Annotated in this window: 21 protein-coding genes; 12 read left to right on the plus strand and 9 right to left on the minus strand. The window is 40.7% G+C overall.

Annotated elements, in window-relative coordinates:
• Positions 1 to 12: 12 nt before the first annotated feature.
• A complete protein-coding gene (locus Q4574_RS01295; protein WP_303470579.1) occupies positions 13 to 663 on the minus strand; it encodes a hemolysin III family protein in 651 nt (216 codons plus the stop codon).
• An 85-nt stretch (positions 664 to 748) separates the two neighbouring features.
• On the opposite strand from Q4574_RS01295, the gene Q4574_RS01300 reads away from it, so the two are divergent.
• Entirely contained in the window at positions 749 to 1,111 is a 363-nt protein-coding gene (locus Q4574_RS01300; RefSeq protein WP_303470581.1) for a GIY-YIG nuclease family protein, read from the plus strand.
• Between the two features lie 16 nt (positions 1,112 to 1,127).
• On the opposite strand, the gene Q4574_RS01305 is transcribed toward Q4574_RS01300, so the two are convergent.
• Positions 1,128 to 2,030, minus strand: a complete 903-nt coding sequence (locus Q4574_RS01305) for a DUF350 domain-containing protein (RefSeq protein WP_303470583.1) — start codon at positions 2,028 to 2,030, stop codon at positions 1,128 to 1,130.
• Between the two features lie 129 nt (positions 2,031 to 2,159).
• Between Q4574_RS01305 and glnE the strand changes: the two genes are divergently transcribed.
• The gene (gene glnE, locus Q4574_RS01310; protein ID WP_303470586.1) at positions 2,160 to 5,084 is read left to right on the plus strand and encodes a bifunctional [glutamate--ammonia ligase]-adenylyl-L-tyrosine phosphorylase/[glutamate--ammonia-ligase] adenylyltransferase; all 2,925 of its coding nucleotides are present in this window, start codon (positions 2,160 to 2,162) and stop codon (positions 5,082 to 5,084) included.
• A gap of 38 nt (positions 5,085 to 5,122) precedes the next feature.
• Here glnE and Q4574_RS01315 read toward each other — a convergent pair whose 3' ends face one another.
• Both Q4574_RS01315 and lpxL read right to left on the minus strand, forming a co-directional pair.
• Positions 5,123 to 5,734, minus strand: a complete 612-nt coding sequence (locus Q4574_RS01315; RefSeq protein WP_303470588.1) for a TcpQ domain-containing protein — start codon at positions 5,732 to 5,734, stop codon at positions 5,123 to 5,125.
• Positions 5,735 to 5,763: 29 nt separating this feature from the next.
• A complete protein-coding gene (gene lpxL / locus Q4574_RS01320) occupies positions 5,764 to 6,696 on the minus strand; it encodes an LpxL/LpxP family Kdo(2)-lipid IV(A) lauroyl/palmitoleoyl acyltransferase (RefSeq protein WP_303470590.1) in 933 nt (310 codons plus the stop codon).
• A gap of 539 nt (positions 6,697 to 7,235) precedes the next feature.
• Between lpxL and Q4574_RS01325 the strand changes: the two genes are divergently transcribed.
• Positions 7,236 to 10,799 carry a response regulator gene (locus Q4574_RS01325; RefSeq protein WP_303470592.1) on the plus strand — a complete coding sequence of 1,188 codons (3,564 nt, stop codon included), beginning with the start codon at positions 7,236 to 7,238 and terminating at the stop codon, positions 10,797 to 10,799.
• A gap of 793 nt (positions 10,800 to 11,592) precedes the next feature.
• Here the strand turns inward: Q4574_RS01325 and Q4574_RS01330 are convergent.
• Complete coding sequence (locus Q4574_RS01330; protein WP_303470595.1) at positions 11,593 to 12,240, minus strand: GNAT family N-acetyltransferase; 648 nt, start codon at positions 12,238 to 12,240, stop codon at positions 11,593 to 11,595.
• Between the two features lie 279 nt (positions 12,241 to 12,519).
• Here Q4574_RS01330 and Q4574_RS01335 point away from each other — a divergent pair, with 279 nt between their 5' ends.
• Positions 12,520 to 12,750, plus strand: a complete 231-nt coding sequence (locus Q4574_RS01335) for a DUF2789 family protein (RefSeq protein ID WP_303470597.1) — start codon at positions 12,520 to 12,522, stop codon at positions 12,748 to 12,750.
• Between the two features lie 71 nt (positions 12,751 to 12,821).
• On the opposite strand, the gene Q4574_RS01340 is transcribed toward Q4574_RS01335, so the two are convergent.
• Positions 12,822 to 13,184: a DUF3192 domain-containing protein gene (locus tag Q4574_RS01340; RefSeq protein WP_303470600.1), complete on the minus strand. Its 363-nt coding sequence runs from the start codon at positions 13,182 to 13,184 to the stop codon at positions 12,822 to 12,824.
• A 166-nt stretch (positions 13,185 to 13,350) separates the two neighbouring features.
• Here Q4574_RS01340 and Q4574_RS01345 point away from each other — a divergent pair, with 166 nt between their 5' ends.
• Complete coding sequence (locus Q4574_RS01345; RefSeq protein ID WP_303470601.1) at positions 13,351 to 13,644, plus strand: hypothetical protein; 294 nt, start codon at positions 13,351 to 13,353, stop codon at positions 13,642 to 13,644.
• A 479-nt stretch (positions 13,645 to 14,123) separates the two neighbouring features.
• Here Q4574_RS01345 and syd read toward each other — a convergent pair whose 3' ends face one another.
• On the minus strand, positions 14,124 to 14,666 hold the full coding sequence (gene syd, locus Q4574_RS01350; protein WP_303470603.1) for a SecY-interacting protein: 543 nt from the start codon (positions 14,664 to 14,666) through the stop codon (positions 14,124 to 14,126).
• Between the two features lie 175 nt (positions 14,667 to 14,841).
• On the opposite strand from syd, the gene queF reads away from it, so the two are divergent.
• From queF to Q4574_RS01385, 7 genes are all read left to right on the plus strand, one after another.
• Complete coding sequence (queF, locus tag Q4574_RS01355) at positions 14,842 to 15,693, plus strand: NADPH-dependent 7-cyano-7-deazaguanine reductase QueF (protein ID WP_303470605.1); 852 nt, start codon at positions 14,842 to 14,844, stop codon at positions 15,691 to 15,693.
• A gap of 20 nt (positions 15,694 to 15,713) precedes the next feature.
• Positions 15,714 to 17,069, plus strand: a complete 1,356-nt coding sequence (gene ppnN / locus Q4574_RS01360; RefSeq protein WP_303470607.1) for a nucleotide 5'-monophosphate nucleosidase PpnN — start codon at positions 15,714 to 15,716, stop codon at positions 17,067 to 17,069.
• A gap of 88 nt (positions 17,070 to 17,157) precedes the next feature.
• Entirely contained in the window at positions 17,158 to 17,532 is a 375-nt protein-coding gene (locus Q4574_RS01365) for a DUF3192 domain-containing protein (RefSeq protein ID WP_303470610.1), read from the plus strand.
• 34 nt (positions 17,533 to 17,566) lie between these two features.
• Complete coding sequence (locus Q4574_RS01370) at positions 17,567 to 19,279, plus strand: hypothetical protein (RefSeq protein WP_303470613.1); 1,713 nt, start codon at positions 17,567 to 17,569, stop codon at positions 19,277 to 19,279.
• Between the two features lie 145 nt (positions 19,280 to 19,424).
• Entirely contained in the window at positions 19,425 to 20,432 is a 1,008-nt protein-coding gene (locus Q4574_RS01375; protein ID WP_303470616.1) for an isocitrate dehydrogenase, read from the plus strand.
• A 207-nt stretch (positions 20,433 to 20,639) separates the two neighbouring features.
• On the plus strand, positions 20,640 to 21,227 hold the full coding sequence (locus tag Q4574_RS01380) for a CCXG family PEP-CTERM protein (protein WP_303470619.1): 588 nt from the start codon (positions 20,640 to 20,642) through the stop codon (positions 21,225 to 21,227).
• Positions 21,228 to 21,466: 239 nt separating this feature from the next.
• Entirely contained in the window at positions 21,467 to 21,790 is a 324-nt protein-coding gene (locus Q4574_RS01385; protein WP_303470621.1) for a ComEA family DNA-binding protein, read from the plus strand.
• A 43-nt stretch (positions 21,791 to 21,833) separates the two neighbouring features.
• On the opposite strand, the gene galU is transcribed toward Q4574_RS01385, so the two are convergent.
• On the minus strand, positions 21,834 to 22,727 hold the full coding sequence (gene galU, locus Q4574_RS01390; protein WP_303470622.1) for a UTP--glucose-1-phosphate uridylyltransferase GalU: 894 nt from the start codon (positions 22,725 to 22,727) through the stop codon (positions 21,834 to 21,836).
• A 1-nt stretch (position 22,728) separates the two neighbouring features.
• A complete protein-coding gene (locus tag Q4574_RS01395; RefSeq protein ID WP_303470624.1) occupies positions 22,729 to 24,069 on the minus strand; it encodes a UDP-glucose/GDP-mannose dehydrogenase family protein in 1,341 nt (446 codons plus the stop codon).
• Positions 24,070 to 24,171: the final 102 nt, after the last annotated feature.

Here is a 24,171-nt window from a genome sequence, read left to right on the forward strand (position 1 = left end):
AATTGCTTTACTCTAAATAACAAAATAGTAAATCGCGAAATAATGGCATGCGCAGCCAGCAATAACAAAAAGATGCCAAATCGCATGGGTAAATGCTAAATGTTTTTTAACATAAAAAATCACGCCAATACTAAAAAACAGCCCTCCCGACAAAAGTAACAGTAGACCGTAAGTGGCTAGGTTTTGGTATAAAGGGTAAATTAAAATAATCGATAACCAGCCCATCACCAAATAGGTAATCACCGACACTTTAGGAAAACGGTGGCGTACAAAACACTTAAACACCACCCCAAAAATTGCAATTGACCAGATAACCCCTGTGGATATCCAGCCTATCCATCCGCCAATACTAATAGCCAAAATAGGCGTGTAAGTACCCGCTATCAATAAATAAATTGCACTATGGTCTAACAGTTTGAAAAATTGTTTAGCTTGGCTTCCCCTTACCCAGTGATAAATTGTGGAAGACAAAAACATAATGGTTAAACTTGCGCCATAAACCGCAGATGCGGTGACAGATGTTGCTGTGTCGCTTCTCAAGACAAGATATACTAAGCCAACTATAGCGAAAATTAAGCCAATACCGTGACTCACGACATTCATCACTTCTTCTTTCACAGAATAAGCCTGATGGGATGTATTGAATAGTGGAACGGGTTTCACATTAATTTCCACACAAAAACTTTTGGGGAGTTAAGTCTACCCATTGAGCGTACACTTGTACACTGAAAAAATAAATAAGGATTGCATGGCTGATACAAAATGGTTTATTTACGTGGTCGAAAACCGTTTAGGAATGACCTATTGTGGAATTTGCACTGATTTAGCTCGGCGCTTCCATGAACATGCGAGCAACTCAAAGCGTTGTGCGAAAGCGCTAAGGGGAAAAGGCCCTTTAAAACTCAAATTTGCAGCCCAAATGGAGGGGCATTCTAATGCTTTAAAAACCGAATACTGGTTCAAAAAACAAAGCAAGACGGCTAAATTGAAAATCATCAACGGCGAGGTAAATCTTCCCTCTAATCCAATCAAAGTGTCACCAATCCAGCTTCAGAATCTGCAATCTACAGTAGAAGAGAGGATCTCAAAAAACGCCTCGTCAGAAAACTAACCTAAAGACGAATTATTTAAGTAAATAATCCGCTAACGATCAACGCCAGACCAACACTAAGCACCATTTCAATACTGGCTACACCCACATTGTGTTGCTGTTCGACTTCTTGCGCTAGGTTTAATCCGGCTAATATGATTTTTTTAGCCACAATAACTAAAACCAACAACATCAGGGTTAAGCCCATGCCCACAATTAGCCAACCAGTCAAATTGCTAACGTAACCTTGCGGGGTGTAAATTAATAGGCTGCTACTTGCAGACACCACTATTGCTGTGGCGAGTAAATTACCGGAATGTTGAACCGCAACAGCCAATTGGCCTTTCGCAATGGTTTGTTGAAAAGTATTGCTTTGGCTTAGAGCTAAAAAGCGTCGTTCATAGATCCGCGTGCGCAACAATAATATGGCTTGGGTAACGATAAACCCCGATATAACGGCGAACAATGCATTTAGATCAGTACCAATTACCCACAACATAACGTTGCTGACTATCAAAGCGGTAGACACCGAACTCGCAGCATCGACAATGGCAACACTGGTATTGCGATCTTTAATCATCGCTTCTTTGTTAATACGATTAAGGATAATTTTGTCGTTTAAAATGCGGCCAATTTTAATCAATAAAATACCAACTAAGCCGTACAACAACATACTCATTGCTGCTTCTTCAAAACCATTGGTATCAGAACTGGCTGCCGCGGCTGATAATACAAGACACAGTGCTAACATTCGTCCAGCAACACTGATCCCAAATGCAATATTATCCTGAGAGCCGAGCTCCTCTGTTGTGCTCACTGAAGCCATTTTCCCAGACATCAGCCTCAAGGCATATAACAGACAAATGGCAATGCAAATATCAATTCCAAGATAAAACCAAGTTTCAGGTAATAATGGCACCAAATTAACCAAATCTTGCATAAACAATTATTCCAAACTGCAGGGTGTCGAAAAGCAATATTAACAGTTAAACGTCAAAAACAAATTAAAAGTTCAGAATTAGCAACGAATTAACTTAACCTATTGATTGTACCGACACATGATATAGCATTGGCAATTAAGAATTATCAAGACGACTCAAAATTGGCTGCAATCATTATGAATACATCTTTCCCATTACTCACTAGCACCGCCGATAAATATTGGCAGCAATTATGCGAAATATCGTCTATCGAGGAACAGCCGGAACCCATTCAAACACAAATAAAACGACTCCTTGGTTTAAGTGACTTCATCCGAGACACCGTGTTATCTGATCCGTTAAAACTTCCCCCGTTGATCGAAACCCTAACGAATCCAAGACAAAATATTGATTACCAGAAAGAATTAACGACTCAACTTGAAAAGGTGTCAACTGAGGCCGAGTTACTGGATTGTTTACGTATATTTCGCAAACAGCACATGGTGGCAATCGCAGCGCTGGATTTATTAAACCTGCAATCTATAGAACACTCTTTGACGGTAACCTCTGAATTAGCGGATGTCCTCATAAAGGGCACGTATTTTTGGTTGTACGAGCATTTTTGCGCCCGTTATGGCACGCCAATGGGTGAGTTCGGCCCCCAACCTCTATTAATACTGGGGATGGGTAAACTTGGTGGCAAAGAACTCAACTTTTCGTCCGATATCGATCTGATTTTTTGCTATCCAAGCAAAGGGGAAATTGAGAACGGTAAAAAAACCTTAGAGCACCAACAGTTTTTTAATCGTCTAGCACAACGCATTATTCACGCCCTTCATCATACCAACCAGCAAGGACAGGTATTTCGTGTGGATATGCGATTACGCCCGTTGGGTGAAAGTGGTCCACTGGTTATGCACATGGCCGCGTTTGAAGATTATTATCAAGAGCAGGGCCGAGAATGGGAACGCTATGCCATGGTCAAAGCGCGTATCCTAAATGATCAATCTGAATACGCTGAGGAACTACATAACATACTCAAACCATTTATTTACCGACGTTACCTAGACTACAGCGCCATCGATTCCCTCAGAGAAATGAAATCCTTGATCAATCAAGAAGTCAGACGTCGAGGTTTAACCAATAATATTAAACTAGGTTCAGGCGGGATCCGTGAAGTAGAGTTTATTGCCCAAAGTTTCCAACTCATAAAAGGCGGCCGGGAACCACGATTGCAATTTCCTAGCATCCTATACACTCTTGCCCAATTAACTGAGCTAGATCTGCTGCCTGAAGAAGAGTATTTGCAGTTGAAGAAAAGCTACTTGTTTTTACGTAAAGTAGAGCATTGTTTGCAGCAATTTGCTGATAAACAAACCCAAGTACTGCCAGATACGCCGTTAGATCAAGCGCGCTTAAGTGCGGTAATGAATTGTGACGATTATTGCCAATTGCAGCAACAGTTGAATGAGCATAGCAGTTGGATTAATCAACAATTTCAAATGCTAATTGGCGACAATTCTAATGAAAATGAAGCACAAGATATGACACAAACGAGTGCGTTTGTAGATGCTTGGAAGTTGGATTTAACACCACAAGAAATTTCCGATTTATTTACTCAAGTGGCGTCGAAAGAGACATCAGAATCACTTGCTCATCACATCCTAGAATTGAAAAGTTCGGTAGAGAAAAAACACCCCTCGCCTAAGGCAATCGTTGCGCTGAACACATTAGTGCCGCAATTATTAGCAAGTATTATCTGTTTAGATGAGAGCAATTTAGATGGTAGCGAACTATCCGTTTTACTAGATAGAATTGCCCACATTCTGTTGACCGTGTTAAGACGAACAACCTATCTACAGTTACTCGTAGAGAATCAAGGTGCGCAACAACAACTAGTGAGATTGTGTCATGCTAGCCCATGGATAGCGGAGCAAATAGCCAAATACCCAATTCTATTAGATGAATTACTTAACCCTGTGCTGCTTTATCATCCCACAGAGCTAAAAGAGTACCCAGATGAATTGCGCCAATCATTGTTGCGAGTGGAACCCGATGATCTAGAGCTACAGATGGAAACCCTTCGTCAATTCAAACAAATTCAGCAGCTAAAAATTGCAGCAGCAGATGTCACTGGTGTATTGCCAATAATGAAGGTCAGTGATCACCTTACCTTTTTGGCTGAGGCAATTATCAATGAAGTGGTGAATATGGCGTGGGAGCAAATGAAACAAAAGTACGGCATTCCTGACGGGAGTTCGGACCAAAATAAAAAGTTTGCCGTCATCGGATACGGCAAGTTAGGCGGAATAGAGCTAGGTTATGGGTCAGATTTAGATTTAGTATTTGTCCACCAATGTGATTCACAAATTACCACTAATGGCAAAAAATCAATCGAAGCTAACCAGTTTTATACCAAACTAGCCCAACGCATTATGCATTTGTTTATGACCAAGACCCCATCAGGCCAATTGTATGAAATAGATATGCGCTTGCGCCCTTCCGGTAATGCAGGTTTGTTAGTATGCCACGTAAATGGGTTTGAACAGTATCAATTGCAAGAAGCGTGGACCTGGGAGCATCAAGCATTAGTTCGCGCAAGAGTCGTGATTGGCAGTCCAGAGCTCACCCAGCATATTGAAGCAATCAGACGGGACGTTTTATGCAAACCTCGAGATATAGAAACTCTGCAACAAGATGTGACTAGCATGCGACACAAAATGCGAGAGCATTTAAACAAGGGCAACGAAAACTGGCTGGACGTAAAACAAGATGCCGGAGCAATGGCTGACATAGAGTTTTTAGTGCAGTTTTGGGTACTCAAGAATGCCCAACATTGTCCTAAAATGGTAGATTGGTCAGATAACGTTAGATTACTGCAACAGTTATGCTCAGCCAATTACATTAGTGCTGATGATAAAACGCGATTAACAGAAGCTTACCTTGATTATCGTAACCGCTCACATCGATTAACCCTATTAGAAAAAGATAACCTGGTTGATAAAAGCCAATATTCAGAGCATCAAAAGAATGTAAAAGCAATTTGGGAAACCACATTTGAGCAACCCAGTTAAATCTGCAGATTTAGATTAAATGCTTGTTGATAACATTGTTATTCAAGCAAATAACAATTCTTTAGAACATAATCATTGGTTTCTTGAGTAACAATCATTGAGCGCTGTTTAGGGCAAATATAGGCTTTAACCTCCTTTTCAAAACTGCCATTCACTGCGCTGGCAATTTCGGCCATTGAGCCGGTAATGGTATCGTCTAATTGAAACTGACTTTTGATAATAAAATCTTTATCCAGCTCCCATAATACTTGCATCCCCTCAGATTGCGCATAATTAGTGATGGCTTCTCGCAGAGTACTGCCCGCGCGGAAACTCCGATATTTATGCTCCCCTACCCACCTAGAATTAATATTACTCTGAATACTTACCATCTTTCGCAAACGTTGCTCTAAGGGCTCTTTAGGAGGATTAACCGGCAAAACAAAGTCACCGATGTCATCTTCAAACGGTTTTGAGGAAGACATTCTATAGGCCGCATAAAAATCCGTCATGCCTTGGGACACACTTTTTTGTTCAGACTTTCCTTCAGGTTTGGGACTAGACATATTGAAACGTTGTAAATTAAGCACGATGGCAGCGATAATAATTAACGCTATCGCTAAGCCAATGTGTCTAGCCCAAAACAAAAAGTTAGATGTTTTTTTGCTCATTTTAAGAGCCTCATTTCTCAATTAAATCGCTAATCATAGAGTGAAGGATCATCCTCATTAGGACGCGTTTTAAAACGTTTATGCATCCAAAGGTATTGCTCTGGTGCTAAATTGACTAACTCTTCCACTCTCTGATTTATTCTCGCTATATCTTGTTTATCGTCCCCAGACGGGAAATGATTAAGGCCAGGGACAAACTTAACCTTATAACCATCTTTTGTGCGTATGGAAACAATAAAGACCATTTCACTATTGGAATTTTTCGCAAATAACATGGTTCCTTTGGTTGATGCCACTTCCTTTACGGCAAAAAAAGGAACGAACTCACTAAACTGACGGCCATAATCCTGATCGGGTAAATAGAAGCACACTTCTTTTTGATTTAATGCTTTAATTAACCCTTTAGCATTACGTTTATGGATCATGTATTTGTTAGAACGTGCCCTGCCGTGATACTGCATGTATTCCATTAACGCATTATTATGTTTGCGATAAAACGCCACTGATGGATTTTTTAGACCTGCGATTCGGCAACCAAGTTCCAAATTCATATTATGAATCGCCAAACCAAACACCCCTTTGCCTTTATCTAAAATGGCCTGGACATGCTCATAACCTTCTATTTCTGAATGTCGTCTTACTCGCCAGTCCGGCCACCACCAGCCCATACTAGATTCAAGAACCGCCATTCCGGCATACTCGATATTTTTTGCTAACATGGCTTCTCGCTGTGCTTCCGTTTTTTCTGGGAAACACAACTCAATATTACGTTTTGCCACTGCAACACGCTTTTTACCTAAGACTTTTAATAAAAAACTAATTCCTTTGCCGATAATTACCTGCAACCGGTAGGGTAACCATGAAATGCTATAAAGTAGTCCAATACTCAACCAAACCGGCCAATATTGAGGTAATAGAAAAGACATTTTAAATGGTGGGGCTTTAACCCGAGCGTTTGACAAGCGATAACCTCTCGTTTGAAATTTTCGCTATTGTAATTAACAAATGGCGCAGTTACCAATACTGTCACTGTGAAAAGTAAGTGGCTAACACAACCAAGTCTAATAACTAACGCATGCAGATGACTAAGTGTCACGATTTCAGCCTCTAGATTTCAATCTCAAAATAAAGGTTAAAAATAAGATTAGAACGAAGAGAATGCCCATCGATTTGAGCTAGCCTTTAGATCTTTTATATATTCAGCGGTATTCAACTGCACTTCATTACTGCGAGCAGCGTATTTTTTAAATAAATTAGGACTGACTGTAAACTTTATGTTTTTTTAGGACACCGTTTACGTCAATATGCTTACTGTCTTTCGATTTATCCTAGTTTTGCTTTTTCAATCAATTAGCAGCACTAAATAATGATATAGTTTGAGCTGAAATTGTGTTTCATTATAGTTTTAAAGGCTTGACGAAAGTTAAAAAATTGACCGTAAAAATGAGTAATTAATCTATAATTAAATTGATGGAGAACTTTATTATTAGGATCTTAGAAAGTGGCAAAGCAAAATAATTGGAACCAAGCTATTGCTCACTGTTTATTTGAGCAAAGTTCCATAGCAATGATAGTGTGTGATTTAAAAGGTAAAATCGCAAACGCAAACTTGGCTGCTGGGCAATTATTTGATGTAGATGCATCTTCCATAAATGGAAAACAGGTTTGTGATCTTTTCACTTTAAGCTTTAGTAAGTCCATCTTTGTCGCCTTTTTTGAACAACTGCTAAGCTCTCAAACACCTGAAAAACACACTAAGTTGAATAACGAAGAGCCAATTGCTATTTCAACGCCCACTTTCGCCATCCACTATGTTACAGCAGTCATTGACCTATTACCTAAGGACCAATTTGAAGGATTGGTGATAACACTTAGCCCAGCTAAAAAACTCGTATCGGCACAAACGGTAGTAAATAATTTATTGGCAAGGTATGAAGTCGCTAAACAGTCAGGTATTGGTGTGTGGCAATATGACTTTTCGTCAAAGAAAGTCATCTGGGACGAACAGATGTGCCGCTTGTACGACATTGATGCTGATCACTATGCAACAGATCTTCAAGACTGGTTCTCATTTATCCATCCCGAAGACCGGGAAATGGCGTTTAATGAATTTCAACAAGCCGATTCCCTAAATAGTAAATACCAAGCGGAATTTAGAATCAAAACCTCGTCGGGGAAAGAAAAATACATTCAAGCTTTTGGGCAAGTAATTGATACATCAGGCAATCATGTACTTAAACATACTGGCATTAATATAGATTTAACCGAACAGTATGAAACCCAACAAAAATTGTTAGACAGTAAAGCGGAAAACGAATTTTTAGCGTCAATTGTGCAGGAAGCCGAAAATGCAATAGTCGTTTGCTCACCCGACATGGCAATTGAATGGGTCAACCCAGCATTTATAAAACTAAGTGGCTACACGTCTGCTGAAGTTTTTGGGCAATCACTACGAGATTTTGTATTTGGCCCTAAGACCGACGCTGCGACAGTACAGAAAATTAAGCAGGCCATTGCAGAAGGTAAAAGCTATAGCTATGAGTTGATAAATTATAATAAGCAAGGGCAACCTGTTTGGCTACGTGCAAATATTAAACCCCTAAAAGAAAATGATAAAATTGAACGAATTGTTATTGTTGCCACTGATATTTCGAAACCAAAACAACAAGAGCTGGAACTTTTAAATTATAGTAATCTGCAAGAAGCTATTCTAAATAGCGCTAACCTAATCGTTATGTCTACTAATCTATCGGGTCACATCATTACCTATAATAGTTTTGCACAAAGAACGCTGGAATATGATCGTAATGAGGTAGTTGGCCAAGTAAGGCCGGAACTATTTTTTGCCCCAGAATCTTTGATTGAACACGCAAAACAGCTGAGCAACAAAGTCGGCAAGACAATTCCTTCAGGTATAGAATCAATTACTTACTCTGCCAGACAAGGCATAGCAGACGAATATGAAACTCAATTTGTTAGCCGCAGTGGGAAAAAAATCCCAATTCAACTGGCGGTAACCGCCGTAATGGATTCTCAAAAGGAAGTTGAAGGCTTTTTGTTAATTGGCCGAGACATTTCGAAGCTCAAGTATATTGAAGGTGAAAAAGAGCGCAGTGCATCCTTATTAAAAGCCACAGGAAAAGTCGCAAAATTAGGTGCCTGGGAAGTCAATATAAACACCAACGATATATATTGGTCTGAAGAAGTTTACCGTATTCATGAGCTCCCCATTGGCAGTGAAATCGAGCTTGAAAATGCGATTAATTTCTACCTTCCTGAACATCGACAAAAAGTAAAAGATGCGTTAGACGAAGCGATTAATAATAATGTCCCATTCGATTTTCAACTGCCCTTTATCACTGCCAAAAACAATAAAATATGGGTGAAATCATTTGGCTTTAGAGAACTTAACCAACATGGGGAAATGATTCTACGTGGTGCATTCCAAGACATAACAGAATTAAAAGAGGCCGAAGAAAATGCCAAAGTCGCCAGTCAGGCGAAAAGTGATTTCTTAGCAAATATGAGTCACGAAATTCGCACCCCCATAAACGGCATTATTGGAATGAACGACCTTTTGCTAAATACCCCTTTGACTGAGCAACAGCACAAATATGCAGAGCTTGCACAAAACAGTGGTCACATTTTACTTACCTTGATTAACGATATTCTAGATTTTTCCAAGATTGAAGCGGGCAAATTAGAAATCGAAAATATAGAGTATGATTTGCACGAAATGCTAAACAAATTTGTTGAAAGCTTCTCACTGCGAGCCCAAGAAAAGAAACTAGAACTCATTTTTTCTATGCACCCTAAGGTTCCGCGGTGGATCAAAGGAGATCCCGGCAGAACAAGGCAAATACTGGCAAACCTTACCAGTAATGCCATCAAATTTACCCAAAAAGGCGAAATCGTCATTAAAGTAAATTTGGCTAGTGAAAATAGCCTCATTTTTTGTGTAGTCGACTCAGGAATTGGTATTTCACAAGAAAAGCAGAAACAGTTATTCCTTAAATTCAGTCAAATTGACGCGTCAACCACTCGTAAATTCGGTGGTACAGGTTTGGGGTTGTCTATCGCGAAAGAACTTGTTGAGTTGTTATCTGGAGAAATAGGGGTTAATAGCGAATGGCAAAAAGGTTCCGAATTTTGGTTTACCCTTGAATTTGAGCCAGCAAAAAATAACCACGATCAGCAGATTTACGATTTATCTAACACCAATTTGGCGGATCTGAGGGTATTAGTTGTTGATGATAACCAAACCAATCGAGAAGTATTATCTTCTATACTGTCTTCTGAAAATATCACTGTGATCCAGGCAAAGAATTCACCAGAAGCATTAAAGTTACTGCGTAAGCATTGTGATATTAAGCAGAATATCGATATTGCCATTATTGATGCTGATATGCCTGGGATAAGTGGTACTGAATTAGGAAAAGCGATTAAAAGTGACGAAAGATTTGCTCAGTTAAATATGATTTTAATGACATCCGCGGCAAAACGAGGGGATGCTCAGAAATTTAAAAGTATCGGCTTTGATGCGTTTTTCCATAAGCCCGTTAAGAATGACGACCTATTTTCCGCAATCTGCCAAATAGCGAACCAAAAAAACCAACCATTAGAGCACTCACAGCACGAGCTTATCACCCGTCACAATGCAAGTAATAGGATAGTTGGGCGGCCACGTATATTGCTAGTTGAAGATAATCAAATTAACCAAGTGGTTGCGAATGAAATGCTTAACAAATTAAATTGTCTTACTGAAGTAGCAAATAACGGTTTAGAGGCCATTGAACAGTTAAGTCGCGCGTCGACTCCTTTTGATATTGTACTGATGGACTGCCAAATGCCTGTTATGGATGGGTATGAAGCCACTAGAATCATTCGCGCACACAAAGGTGATAAGTTTAATCCTAACATCCCAATTATTGCATTAACCGCAAACGCCATGAAAGGGGATAAAGAGAAGTGTTTTAACGCTGGAATGGATGGTTATCTTAGTAAACCTATTATTATTGAGGATTTGAAACAAGGCTTACTTAAATGGAATAACAAGCGGCACTGATTAAAACGACTAATTAGAGCGGAAAAGAAAAAGGGTGTGTCTAAAATAAATTAGACACACCCCAGAGAATTTTGAGAATCCCTCTCAGCTATCCTTCGCTATTAAACCATCCCGGTCAACATCCATATACGCCCCTTTCCTTCTATTCTCGCTCATCCCTAAGTGAGTCACTCTCCCTGAGTGAGTCCCTTTCCATTGATCCTAAAATAACTGTACATCCATATTGACAGTATTTCTCATCCTTAAGATTGTCCTCAAGCTTCCCTAACTATCCCTGTGTTTGTCTTCCGTTACTTAATGTTCACCTTGAACATTTACTTTCATCCAATGAAAGTGTCCTTTTGGCTTTCCCTAAGTCTTCCTGACCCGTCGTATTTCCCTGTGACGAGGTATAAGATAGAGGAATTAAAAGTTTCTACTAGTACCCCAAAAACATTTTTTTTGTAAGCCATCAGACTAAAGTCTAAATTAAAAATTTTAATTTAATAAATTCAGTCACTTAATAAAACAGTAAGCCTTACTCTAGGGGTTTATTCCGCTTAAAACCTACAGCCATGTAAGAAATATCGTACAAATTAAATAGCCCTTTTCTTACGCGCCAGTTTGAGTCTATTTAAACTATTCAGGTCAATTTCAATATTTTGTCGATTTCAATGATGTTCTTTGCTTAAAAAGTGACATTAGAAGCCTGTCATTAAAGTAAAATAGAATGAGCGAAAGAGGATAGGAAAGAAGAATAGAAGCAGAGAAGAAAAGTATTAATTTAGCTTTTCTTCTCCTGTGAGATGAGCCCCTATTGCTCTGAGCGGGGTTTAAACATTATTTGACCATTGATACGAGACACTTTGAGTTCCTCTATGTGTTCATATTTACCATCAGTAAAAAACGATAAACATTTAGGCAAGGTCACGTATACACCCACACCTTCACTTTTTTGCTCTTCAAGGACAATACTATCAATAGCGCTCATGAGTATATGACCAAGACCTCGATGTTGATGATCTGGATGCACGCCAATAAACGACAGCATATGATATTTTTCGTGGGGAATACGCTCCCTAACACGCTGTTCCTTTTCAATCATTTGCTTAGTACCTATATACCCAGCGGTAAGTAACATCTTCAAGCGCCAGTGCCAGAAGCGGTCTGGGTTGAAAGCACTATCAGGTTTAATTAAGCAGGCCACCGCCAATAAACGGTCATCTTCAAACAGCCCAATCATAGGTTGCTTAGCGCTCCAAAACGCATTTAGTTCTTCTCGGATAGCACCGCGCAACCGGGATTCATACCCCTCTTTCTCAGAGTCGAAAATATCTAAAAACAGCGGATCATCATGATAAGCTTGGTATAAAATCGAAGCAGCGATCTTGAGATCTTCAGCAGCAAGGTAAACAGCTTTGATATTATTTAACGGGGTTATGTCTTGTGCAGTATTTGACATAGTTCGACTCTCTTCAGTTAGGAATTTTCACTTTACATAATTATTAACCATTTGTTAACAACTCATTAAACACAAGGTCAAACAATTTGTACTATTTTGTGCTGAACAGGTTGATTTATAGCCTATTCCCCCCAAGACTTAAAGAGTGCAATCTAAAAGTATTCGCAGCACAAGAAAAGTAGCTAGGCGAGCAAAGATAACAGCAATTGTTGTATTGAGTATCAATTGAACTGAAATGCCAAGATGTTAAAGAATAGAGTTTCATAAAGGAGACATTAGATGTTAACTGAAAATCTAGAGATGAAAGATTTGTTTATGCAATTAGGTTTAGCCAATGATGATGAGGCAATTGAGCGTTTTATTAGTGAACATAAAGGGTTAGATAAATCGGTTAAACTTGAAGAAGCCAGCTTCTGGACCCAAACGCAATCGACCTTTATACGTCAGTCCTTTTTTGAAGATGCGGAATGGACAGAATTAATAGACCAACTTGATAATCGACTGCGTTAACATACCTCGCTAGCCAAGCAAACAGCCTGGCTAGCGTAAATTCGCTTACATGACGTTTAGAATGGTACAACTTATATATTGCTGTACGCAGAATCTCCCCACCCAATCAAATTGCCATTTTTAAAAACTAGAGGGGTACATTCGTCTTTGGTGGTAACCCCATCTCCTTCGCGACGCTGCGTGCGGTAAAACAACACATTGATTTCATCGTTATTTTCTTGATACAACTCACTGAAATCAGGCGTACCTAGACGGCTTCTAATATCTTCGATGGCGGTATTTGACTCTAACCTAGCAATTGCCTTCCTGTTTTTACGTTCTTTTTGTTCCCAATCAGATTGATACGAGTAGTCTCCTTCTCCACCAACAGATATCACACATCCGGATAAGGTTAGAGGTAAGGCTAATGCTGCAGCAACAAGTATTTTTTTCATTTTAGTTTCCCTGTAGTTCCATTTGTATTATTGAATTGAATTGCATTCCACAATACAAAATTAAGGCCAAAATATAACTTGTTGTTTTATAAGTAGATATATAAATGCATGTGATTCTCAATACCGCTAAAATAGTCACATTAACTAATTATTAGCGTTTTTCATCATGTCAAATCAGTTCCAGTACATTGCTTCCCTATGTAAAAATATACAATCTAACGGGAAAGTGCCAAGTGTCGCATTAATTAAAAAAGCATCTAACCGGCCATTACCCCTGCGGGAGGTGATTGAGGTATTAAGACGCTGGCAAAACGAACCAGAACAGTTCTCAGAGATAGTTGAGGACGAAGCACCAGTGCAACAACCCACTGATTTAACACAGCACGTAAAACAATTAGAAAAACGCATCGAGTCATTGGAACAGCAAGTGTTACATTTAACCCGCACGCTGAAAAAATAATTCCCCTCACCTGTAGTCGGGTGCTTTAGCCCCGAGGCACACGAGAAAACCCGGCCCCTCGGCCCCATGGCCTAAAGACCATGCTACAGAACACCTGTAGTCGGTGGCTTTAGCCCCGAGGCACCCCGAGAAGAAACCGCGTAAACCCGACAACCCCATGGCCTAAAGACCATGCTACAAAACACCTGTAGTCGGTGGCTTTAGCCCCGAGCCACACGAGAAAACCCGGCCCCATGGCACCATGGCCCCCCATGGCCTAAAGACCATGCTACAAAAACACCTGTAGTCGGGTGCTTTAGCCCCGAGGCAATCATCGCCGCTAAATCCATGGGCCAAAACCCCATGGCCTAAAGACCATGCTACAAAAACACCTGTAGTCGGTGGCTTTAGCCCCGAGGCAATCATCGCCGCTAAATCCATGGGCCAAAACCCCATGGGCCCCTCGGCCCCCATGGCACCTCCATGGCCTAAAGGCCATGCTACAGGCGGGGGGTGAGCTGCTGGATAAATTCGGTTAATGAATCGGCCAAGGTTTCTTGGGGCTCTAGGCCTATCTGTTCCAACATTACCCGTCCTGTCTGATTGTGTACGCTAACAATAAAATCATCTTCATCGGTAATGGCGAAGAACAAGGTGTCGTCTTGTCCTAAGCGCCTTTTCATCAACACATGGGCAACTAAATTTTGTTGTAACCGCTCAAAATCGTCATCGTTCCAAGGCATCAATAATTGCAGGTTTCCCCTTGGGGTTTTCGCATTTAGATTATCACTCCAAAAGCAGGTATAGTACTGCTTAAGTTGTTCATCCATTTTAATTTCAAGGGCGTTTTCAAAGTGTTCGAAATGCTGGTCACTTGTTTGTTTAACCGGTAACCAAGGCACCCATTCATCTTGTTCACCACGTTGCTGATAACATTTTGATGGCCAATTTTCATCGAATTGAATAACCAATGGGTGTTGATTGCGTTGATGACAATCGACATATTCAGAAACAAAATTTTGTAGTGCCGAATCAATGCTCACAGACTACACTTCCTTTAATTTTAATTAAGATGACTTGAAACAACCTAAGTGAATACCAATTAATTGCACTAATATGCGAAATGAATGTGAAAATGGCAAAAACGCCTAAGATAAAAAGATAAATCAACACACAAGGTATATACACTGCATAAGCATTGTATAACGAGAAGATTAAATGACAAATAAAACCGATGAGATAAGTACTTCATCTTCGGCTCTAGACAAACTGACACTCGGTAAAGCAGTTGAATATGTACAAACCTATTCTCCAGAACTCTTGCAGGCGGTTCCACGCAGCTTAAGTCGAGAAGCCATAGGGCTAACCGATAAATTGCCGTTTACCGGCGAAGATATCTGGAACGCTTATGAACTGTCATGGCTCAACTCACGGGGAAAGCCCGAGGTTGCCATAATGCAATGTGTAGTTCCGTTTGACTCCCCCAATTTAATTGAATCAAAAAGCTTCAAACTCTATTTAAACAGCTTCAATCAATCTAAAATCGAATCCGTTGAATCCTTAACGACGACCCTAGAAACAGATTTATCACACTGCGCCGGCAAACCTGTGGCAGTAAAAGTGATATTACCCAAGGATTTTGCCAGTCAAAAAATTGAAGACATGCCGGGGCAAAATATCGATGATCAAGATATCGAATTTAGTGACTATCAACTCGATGCCTCAGCATTAAAAACCCACGCTAACCAAGTTAGTGAAACACTTAGCAGTAACTTACTTAAATCCAATTGCCTGATCACAAATCAGCCTGATTGGGGAAGTATTATGATCCGTTATTCTGGTACTCAAATAGACCGAGAATCACTGCTGCGCTACCTCATTTCTTTTCGCATGCACAATGAATTTCATGAACAATGTGTAGAGCGAATTTTTCGCGATATAAAGCACTTCTGCAAACCATCTGAGCTAACCGTTTATGCGCGATACACTCGTCGAGGAGGTCTTGATATCAACCCCTTCAGAAGCGATTTCGAAACGCCATATAACATGCCAAGACAGGCTCGTCAGTAAGGTCGGAAATAGGACAATCTATGCTTTCAATTCAATTAAATCCAGTTGGCCCCCTGAGTCAATTGTCACAGTTCGAAGTAGATAGACTAAAACAATCAGTCAATAGTGACCTGTATAAATTATTCAGGAACTGCTGCTTAGCCGTATTGAATTCAGGAGTGGAAGAGGATGATTTCGAACAACTCTTCACTCCCTATGAAGACTTTGAAGTGAATCTAATTAGACGTGAGCGCGGCGTTAAAATAGAGTTGGTCAATCCCCCCGCAGTGGCATTTGTTGATGGCCAACTTATCAAAGGTGTCCACGAGCATCTGTTTGCCGTTCTCCGAGATATCTTACATATGGGTGTAAAATATCGATTTAGTGAAGCTCATCTCATTGATTCAAAAGATTTAACTGACATCGTGTTTGATATGTTGCGTCATGCTGAAGTAATTAAAGTGGGCAGCGATCCAAATATGGTTGTTTGCTGGGGCGGTCACTCCATCGGAGAAGTGGAATATAAATACACCAAAGAAGTGGGCTACCAACTTGGCCTTCGGGAAATGAACATTTGTACCGGCTGTGGCCCTGGGGCGATGAAAGGCCCCATGAAAGGAGCCGCTATTGGACATGCTAAACAGCGCTATAAAAACGGACGCTATTTAGGCATGACCGAGCCTTCGATCATTGCCGCAGAGCCACCTAACGCCATAGTCAATGAACTGGTGATTATGCCCGATATTGAAAAACGCTTAGAAGCCTTTGTGCGAATTGCCCATGCTATTGTTATTTTCCCAGGCGGCGTAGGAACAGCTGAAGAACTTTTATATTTGCTGGGCGTGATGTTAAATGAAGATAATCGCGAGCAAATAGTGCCTATTATTTTAACGGGCCCTGCCCACAGCAAAGACTATTTTGAATCCATCGACAAATTTGTTGGCGAAACCCTAGGGCCAGAAGCCCAAGCTTTGTATGAAATTGTAGTGGATGATGCAGTTAAAGTTGCGCAAAAAATAAAGAGTAAACAACTTGATGTGCGCACCCATAGGCGAAATACCGGCGACTCCTACCTGTTCAATTGGCTGTTAAAAATTGAACCTGAATTTCAGCAGCCTTTTGAGCCTACTCATCAAAGCATGCAAGAGCTGAATTTGCATTTTTCCCAGCCCAAGGCAGAATTAGCCGCAGCATTGCGCAAAGCTTTTTCTGGGATTGTTGCTGGCAACGTAAAATCCGAAGGCATTACCCAAATACGAAAGCACGGACCTTTTAAAATCAATGGCGATCCGAAATTAATGAGTATGCTTGATACGTTATTGGAATCCTTTGTTAAACAACAACGTATGAAACTGCCGGGTAGCGACTATAGCCCATGCTATCAGGTAATCACCTAAGGCAAGCGATACGCTTTTCGCGTTTAGTGGCCTTTATTCATCCCAGTGATTTGATTACCATGGGGTTAATTAAACATGAGATATAATTATGAATACTAAAGTAATACAACGTATCGGAATTGGCGTATTTATCTACGTATCTCTAGTTGTAATGCTGATAATATTTAACCCTGACGATACCACCAGCATGGGATGGGAAGATCGTCAGGAGTATAATAAAGTTCAGTTAACTAAAATCAAGATTGGCGATCTTCGTTCAAGTATTGTTGAATTGTTAGGTCCGCCAGATATAAGCGAAGCCAAACAGGTAGGCGATGCGCAGTTGCAAGTGATGTTTTACCGCACGACCTGGAATCAATCAGACGGTATCACCACACAAGATGAGTGCACCCCACTGCTATTTCAAAATGATAAGTTAATTGCTTGGGGTGAAGGCACATATCAAAGTTATTTAAAGCGCTAGTGTTGCACCCACATTCGCCAGAGTTACCTGTAGCATGCCAACTCAAGGCTTAATAAAAAGCTTTGGGCAGGTTTCCACCGTACTGGATGAAGTGCGGCAGAACCCTGTTGGCCCTGAACAAATCAAACGGATCGTTAAAGTATCTGAACATTTTCTAGGGGCATTTAAACTCGCCCCTGACATTTTTGTATCCCAACCCTTATTGTATAAATCCAGAAGTGGCTTTTTAAACAACTTTGTATTCAATGGCTTGGTCTATTGCGCCCTCATTTGCAATCGAGCACGCATCAATGACTTATGCTGCCAACAGTTATTAAGCTGCTTATTAGCACTGTATTGCGAACGCCAAGAAGATCTGGAAAAGTTTTTCGAGGAAAATAAACGCCCTTCACACCACCGTAAAAGCGTTCGGCTGTTACAAATTCTGAATAAAGCACACTTACAAACGTGGATGGACGGCTATCATGCATATAAATGGTTATTCTCTAAATTTGAGACTAGCCGTTCCTGGCCATTAACCTTAACCAAAAACCAGCAAATCATCTTATTAGCCCATCAACTTGCTTCCCGCGTAACGCCATGCCAATCGAAAAAGCCTGTGCATTTTTCCGCGGCGCTGCGACAACTGATACAAACCGTGCCGGAAAATTATGCATTCAATCTAGATGGCTTATTAGAATACCCATCGTTACTTAGCCCCGGTAGCCTAGTGAAACTAGACAAACAAGATCCGGCAATAATACTCAGTATTTGCGAAGACAAGGTGCTGGTAGCGATAATTAACCCCAATAGCACTGGCGTGCCGCAACTAAAACGCGTTTTTAGTGACAACATCCAACGGGTGTCCGCTACACAAACTCTATCAGGTTTTAGTCAAATTCAACGATGGTGGGATATCAACTGGCAACTGGAAAAGAGCGATTGTTTTGATCCAATAGAAACAAATTTCCCATTAGACAAGCCACCAGCCCTGCTACTCGAAGTACAAAAGCACTTAAATAGCGGAGCTGTAGATATCGACAGGTTGGCACTGCAAATCAATTCAGAACCGGCTTTTGCCGATTATTTAAAACAAACCGCGACAATTTCAAATAGAAATAAACTGCCCATTCAACAAGTTAAACATGGCTTAATGATGCATGGGTATGTGAAAGCAAACTCCATGCTGATACAACAGGCACTATTGCTAAGGTTGAATCAAAGTCACTTTCCATTGCAGCAAAACTTCACCCAGTTCATACGCTTAGCCAGTCAAATTGCGGCTAACCTCAGTTCTCAGAATAAACACTTATCTCCTGAGGAAGCCTCCACGTTATTGTGCTTTGCATGTAGTGGTTTATTTACCCAGCCAGCCCTTAAAACCCGCACAAAATGGAGCCTCAGTGTTGAACGTCAGCAGGATATTCGTTGTCTGTTCGATTTTCGCAATGCTGAGACACTGCGCAGTCATTGTTTAAAGTTATGCCAAGCGTGGCAACAACCTGCTTTGTATGCCGAAGCGATTGTTGCAAATGGTTTGCTATCGGATGAACTACCCAAAAAACCCATACTTAAAACCATGATCATGACCCTTGGCTTGAGTTTATTATTAGCCAGAAGAATTTATTTCAGTGAACAGATAGCCAATAACCCCTCTCAAAATTATTATTCTCAGTGCCTAAGCTTTTTTAAATTAAATGAACAAAACGTTAGTGAATTGTTAGCCAATTCACTGCAACTCAGCCATAGTTACTGTGCACTCCCCTAATATCCGTAAATTCAGCAACAAAACTGCGGAAATCGTCGTAATACATGGAAAATCAGCGCTAAAAATGGTATAAATCTGCCCCTTAAATTCAGTCTGTACGCCGGCTAACTCCCCAGCCCTCGAAAGTGTAAAATAGGAATAGATCATGACACAACAACGCATTACCGTTATCAAAGGAGATGGTATCGGACCTGATATCGTCGATTCGGCCCTCCAAATATTAGAAAAAGTTGGCTGCGACTTTGAGTATGACTTCGCCGATGCAGGTTTGATGGCGTTGGAAAACCACGGTGAGTTATTACCTCAAGAGACTCTAGATCTTATTGAAAAAAATAAAGTCGCGTTAAAAGGCCCACTAACTACCCCAGTAGGCGAAGGCTTTACCTCCATTAACGTTAGCTTGCGTAAAAAGTTCCAAATGTACGCAAACGTGCGCCCAGTATTGTCCTTTAAAGGAACGAAAGCACGTTATGAAGACATCGACATCATTACCGTCAGAGAAAACACTGAAGGCATGTACTCGGGCCTAGGACAAGTGGTTTCTGATGATGGTACAGAAGCAGAAGCGAAAAGTATTATTACCCGTGAAGGCGCTGAGCGCATTATTACTTTCGCATATGAATTAGCCCGTCGCGAAGGTCGTAAAAAAGTAACCGCCGTTCACAAAGCCAATATCTTAAAATCGACTTCAGGTTTATTTTTAAAAGTGGCCAGAGAAATAGCCGACAAATATCCCGACATCGAATCAACAGAAATGATCGTGGATAACGCCTGCATGCAATTGGTGATGAACCCTCATCAATTTGATGTAATGGTAACAACCAACTTGTTTGGCGATATTCTTTCCGATCTTTGTGCTGGATTAGTCGGTGGTTTAGGCATGGCTCCTGGGGCTAACATTGGCTCAGACTGCGCTATTTTTGAAGCGGTTCATGGATCTGCACCAGATATCGCAGGTAAAAACCTAGCCAACCCAACGTCAGTTATTTTAGCGTCAGTACAAATGCTTGAATATTTACAAATGGGTGATAAAGCCGAAAAAATTCGTAATGCCCTTAAAGACGTTATCGAATCAGGTGATCGCACCACACGTGATTTAGGTGGTGAGCACGGCACAACTGACTTCACTCAAGCGGTTTTAGATAGACTTTAAACAAAAGATTTAGAAGCTCTCTACACAAGCCGTTGCATTGAATAATGTAACGGCTTTTTTCATTTTGAACTGTCAAAATATTTTACACAACTAATCCGACCACTCGCAAAAACACAAATAAATCAATTAAAATCAACAATTTAAATGTTGGCACAAGTTGTGCTTAATCATGTTTTTAAATAATTTTTAGTATCATAGGAAGCAGTCATGATAAATCTTTTAAAATCTGCCTTATTGGCAAGCTTTGTAATTTCCGCATCAGTTAACGCAACTGTCATCACCCTAGAATCTCGCGACATTGCTGGTAGTTTTGATAGCAGTGATCTGCAAGCCGCATTCGATTTATTGCCTTCATCTTCAGTGAATAGCATTAGCTCTACTGATAACTTCAATACAGCTCAAGATAGCGTGAACTTATTAACTGTTGAATTTAATATGGGCTATGAAGGAAGTTGGACACTTGAAGCAGGCCTAGACGCCGGTTATGGAGCCGAGCTTTACTTAGATGGAACGTTAGTATCTGAACGCACTGACAACCTTTGGTGGAAATATAATTGGGGTAACTCAGATGTATTTTCTGTTGATTTGAACGACATCGCCATTGGTAGCCACACAATCGAATTGTTTTGGGCTGAAAACTGTTGTAGTGGTAACAACTCAATTAGGCTAACCGAAGTCAGCTCTGGCGACGTTCAAGCTTTATCACTTGCTTCAGTAGAAGCGGCTAGCGTACCTGAGCCAGCAGGCATTCTATTACTAGGTATGGGTTTATTAGCGCTTCGCCGTAAAAAATAACCCTGCGTAAAGCTAACCTGAATATTCTACTAAACAGTAGAGTCTAGCTAAGGTCCTTTTCAAGGGCCTTTTTTAATTGCTTAGAAAAGTGATTATTTAAATACTCTCCTCGACACGCTTTCCCCCTCTAACTATGTGGCACCCCCAAAAACTAGACTTTACATATAAACAAAGCCGGACTAATTTTAAATCGTGCAAATGACGCACTCACGGATTAAAAATGAACACGGAGATTCAATATGAAAAAGTTCTTACCCACTTTAGTTATTGCTTGCGCAGTTTTTCTGGCAGGCAGCCCACTCACCCTTCATGCTAAAAGTTTAAATCAAAAAATGGACACTGCGAAAACCCAATTGCAGGCGCAAGCAACACCTATCAATCTGAATACGGCTACCGCCAACGATTTAGAAGCCTTACCTGGTATTGGTGCGAAAAAAGCGCAAGATATTGTGGCCTATCGAAAAGCCAATGGCAGTTTTAAGCGTGTGGAAGATATTACCAATGTGAAAGGGATTGGTGATCGCATGTTAGAAAAACTGAAAACTTCGGTTTCTGTAAAATAAAAAAATGGCGCCGATTGGCGCCACTTTCATGCAGTTTTAACACCTATTTAATGGTTTCTTTTAAGAACTCAAGAAACTCATCTTTGATTTCTTCATGGCGTAAACCGTACTCAATGTTGGCTTTCATATAACCAAGTTTACTGCCGCAATCATGGCTCTTACCCGTCATGTAATACGCATCAACCTGCTCTTTTTCCATCATTGTGTCTATGGCATCGGTTAATTGAATTTCATCACCCGCACCAGGCTGAGTTTTTTCCAACTCATCCCAAATACTTTCAGATAAAACGTAACGACCCACTACGGCTAAGTTAGATGGCGCTTCTTCCAATGGTGGCTTTTCTACCATTCTGTGTATCTTAGCTGACTCACCTTCACCTAAGTCTTTACCTTCTAAATCAACCACGCCGTATTTATGTACCAACTCTTCAGGTACAGCTTCAACCATAATTTGACTGACCTGGCTGGTATTAAAGGTAGCGACCATGTCGGCTAAGTTGTCCTTTTTAGGGTTACAAGCAGCATCATCAATGATGACGTCTGGCAAAACCACTGCAAAAGGGTTATCACCGATCATTGGACGAGCACACAAGATAGCGTGGCCCAAACCTTTCGCTACACCTTGGCGTACGTGCATAATAGTCACGTCTTTAGGACAGATAGCTTGCACCGCTTCTAACAATTGGCGCTTAACACGTTTCTCAAGTGTTGCTTCTAACTCAAAACTAGTATCAAAATGGTTCTCAATGCTGTTCTTACTTGCATGGGTCACCAATATAATTTCTTTCAAACCCGCGGCGACACACTCCGCTACCACATACTGAATCAGTGGTTTGTCTACAACTGGCAGCATTTCCTTTGGAATAGCTTTTGTTGCGGGTAACATTCTTGTCCCCAGTCCTGCAACTGGAATGACTGCTTTTTTAACCTGACTCATATTAACGTTCCTTTATTGATAATCCACGACCTATAGCATAGTAATGCAATCCGTATTCCTGCATTAGCTTAGGTTCAAATAAATTTCGTCCATCGAATAATAATGGCTCAGTTAGCGACTGTTTTAATAATTCAAAATCAGGTGCTCTAAATGCCTGCCACTCGGTGCAGATAACTAAGAAGTCAGCACCTTTAAGGGCCGCTTCTTTGGTGCCAGTTAGGCTCAGATCGTCACGTACACCGTAAATACGCTGAGTCTCTTCCATGGCCTCAGGGTCGTAGGCCTGTACCTTAGCGCCAGCTTCCCATAAATGTTCCATTAAAACGCGGCTGGATGCTTCGCGCATGTCATCTGTATTAGGTTTAAATGACAATCCCCAAATAGCCGCAGTCTTGCCTTTTAAGTCATTATTGAAATGCCCAGAGATATACTCGAACAGCTTTTCTTTCTGTTTGTAGTTTACCGCTTCCACAGACTCAAGAATTTTAGCTGTGTAACCCGCCTCAGTTGCACTACGAGCGAGCGCTTGCACATCTTTGGGGAAACAAGAGCCGCCATAACCACAACCAGGATAAATAAACTGGTAACCAATTCGTGGGTCAGAACCAATACCTAGTCTCACATTTTCAATGTCAGCACCGAAAACTTCGGCTAAATTCGCCATTTCATTCATAAAACTGATTTTAGTTGCCAACATACAGTTCGCTGCATATTTAGTTAGTTCAGCGCTACGGATATCCATAACAATAATTTTGTCATGGTTGCGGTTAAATGGTGCATAAAGCTCTCTTAGCTTCTTCTCTGCACCAACACTGTCAGTACCGATAATAATACGGTCAGGTCGCATGCAATCATTAACCGCTGCGCCTTCTTTTAAAAACTCTGGGTTAGAAACCACATCGAAGGTAATTGATTTACCAAGTGACTCTTGTACGTCAGTAATTTTTGCTCTGACTTTATCCGCAGTCCCCACTGGAACCGTAGATTTGTTGATTACAATTTTATGCTGATCCATCGCTTCAGATATGGTTTTAGCCACAGCTAGCACGTATTTAAGATCGGCAGAACCATCTTCATCGGGCGGCGTACCTACAGCAATAAAAATTACATCGCCGTGCTTCACTCCAGCCTCTGCATCGGTGGTGAACTCCACCCTACCGGCATCAAAATTAGATTTAACTAAAGGTGTTAAACCGGGTTCATAAATAGGAATAATTCCTTTCTCAAGGTTGTCGACTTTGCTTTGGTCAACATCAACACAAACAACTTGATGCCCAACTTCAGCTAATACAGCTGCTTGTACTAACCCCACATAACCAATACCAAATACGGTTACCTTCATTATCTTTAGTTCCTTTAATCAATTAGCTGTATTTCTGACAGCAATTATCGTGCAAATATTTTAAACTACGAATGTTGTGATTCATATTACAAACGGCAGTTA

Origin of the sequence: Aliiglaciecola sp. 3_MG-2023, from assembly GCF_030548205.1 — a bacterium.
Taxonomy (GTDB): domain Bacteria; phylum Pseudomonadota; class Gammaproteobacteria; order Enterobacterales; family Alteromonadaceae; genus Aliiglaciecola.

What these genes read in the sequence shown, in the direction of transcription:
- Q4574_RS01300 (WP_303470581.1), top strand. Translation starts at nt 749, where the DNA reads ATGGCTGATACAAAATGGTTTATTTACGTGGTCGAAAACCGTTTAGGA.
- Q4574_RS01305 (WP_303470583.1), bottom strand. Translation starts at nt 2,030, where the DNA reads ATGCAAGATTTGGTTAATTTGGTGCCATTATTACCTGAAACTTGGTTT.
- Q4574_RS01315 (WP_303470588.1), bottom strand. Translation starts at nt 5,734, where the DNA reads ATGAGCAAAAAAACATCTAACTTTTTGTTTTGGGCTAGACACATTGGC.
- Q4574_RS01330 (WP_303470595.1), bottom strand. Translation starts at nt 12,240, where the DNA reads ATGTCAAATACTGCACAAGACATAACCCCGTTAAATAATATCAAAGCT.
- Q4574_RS01335 (WP_303470597.1), top strand. Translation starts at nt 12,520, where the DNA reads ATGTTAACTGAAAATCTAGAGATGAAAGATTTGTTTATGCAATTAGGT.
- Q4574_RS01340 (WP_303470600.1), bottom strand. Translation starts at nt 13,184, where the DNA reads ATGAAAAAAATACTTGTTGCTGCAGCATTAGCCTTACCTCTAACCTTA.
- Q4574_RS01345 (WP_303470601.1), top strand. Translation starts at nt 13,351, where the DNA reads ATGTCAAATCAGTTCCAGTACATTGCTTCCCTATGTAAAAATATACAA.
- queF (WP_303470605.1), top strand. Translation starts at nt 14,842, where the DNA reads ATGACAAATAAAACCGATGAGATAAGTACTTCATCTTCGGCTCTAGAC.
- ppnN (WP_303470607.1), top strand. Translation starts at nt 15,714, where the DNA reads ATGCTTTCAATTCAATTAAATCCAGTTGGCCCCCTGAGTCAATTGTCA.
- Q4574_RS01365 (WP_303470610.1), top strand. Translation starts at nt 17,158, where the DNA reads ATGAATACTAAAGTAATACAACGTATCGGAATTGGCGTATTTATCTAC.
- Q4574_RS01370 (WP_303470613.1), top strand. Translation starts at nt 17,567, where the DNA reads ATGCCAACTCAAGGCTTAATAAAAAGCTTTGGGCAGGTTTCCACCGTA.
- Q4574_RS01375 (WP_303470616.1), top strand. Translation starts at nt 19,425, where the DNA reads ATGACACAACAACGCATTACCGTTATCAAAGGAGATGGTATCGGACCT.
- Q4574_RS01380 (WP_303470619.1), top strand. Translation starts at nt 20,640, where the DNA reads ATGATAAATCTTTTAAAATCTGCCTTATTGGCAAGCTTTGTAATTTCC.
- Q4574_RS01385 (WP_303470621.1), top strand. Translation starts at nt 21,467, where the DNA reads ATGAAAAAGTTCTTACCCACTTTAGTTATTGCTTGCGCAGTTTTTCTG.
- galU (WP_303470622.1), bottom strand. Translation starts at nt 22,727, where the DNA reads ATGAGTCAGGTTAAAAAAGCAGTCATTCCAGTTGCAGGACTGGGGACA.
- Q4574_RS01395 (WP_303470624.1), bottom strand. Translation starts at nt 24,069, where the DNA reads ATGAAGGTAACCGTATTTGGTATTGGTTATGTGGGGTTAGTACAAGCA.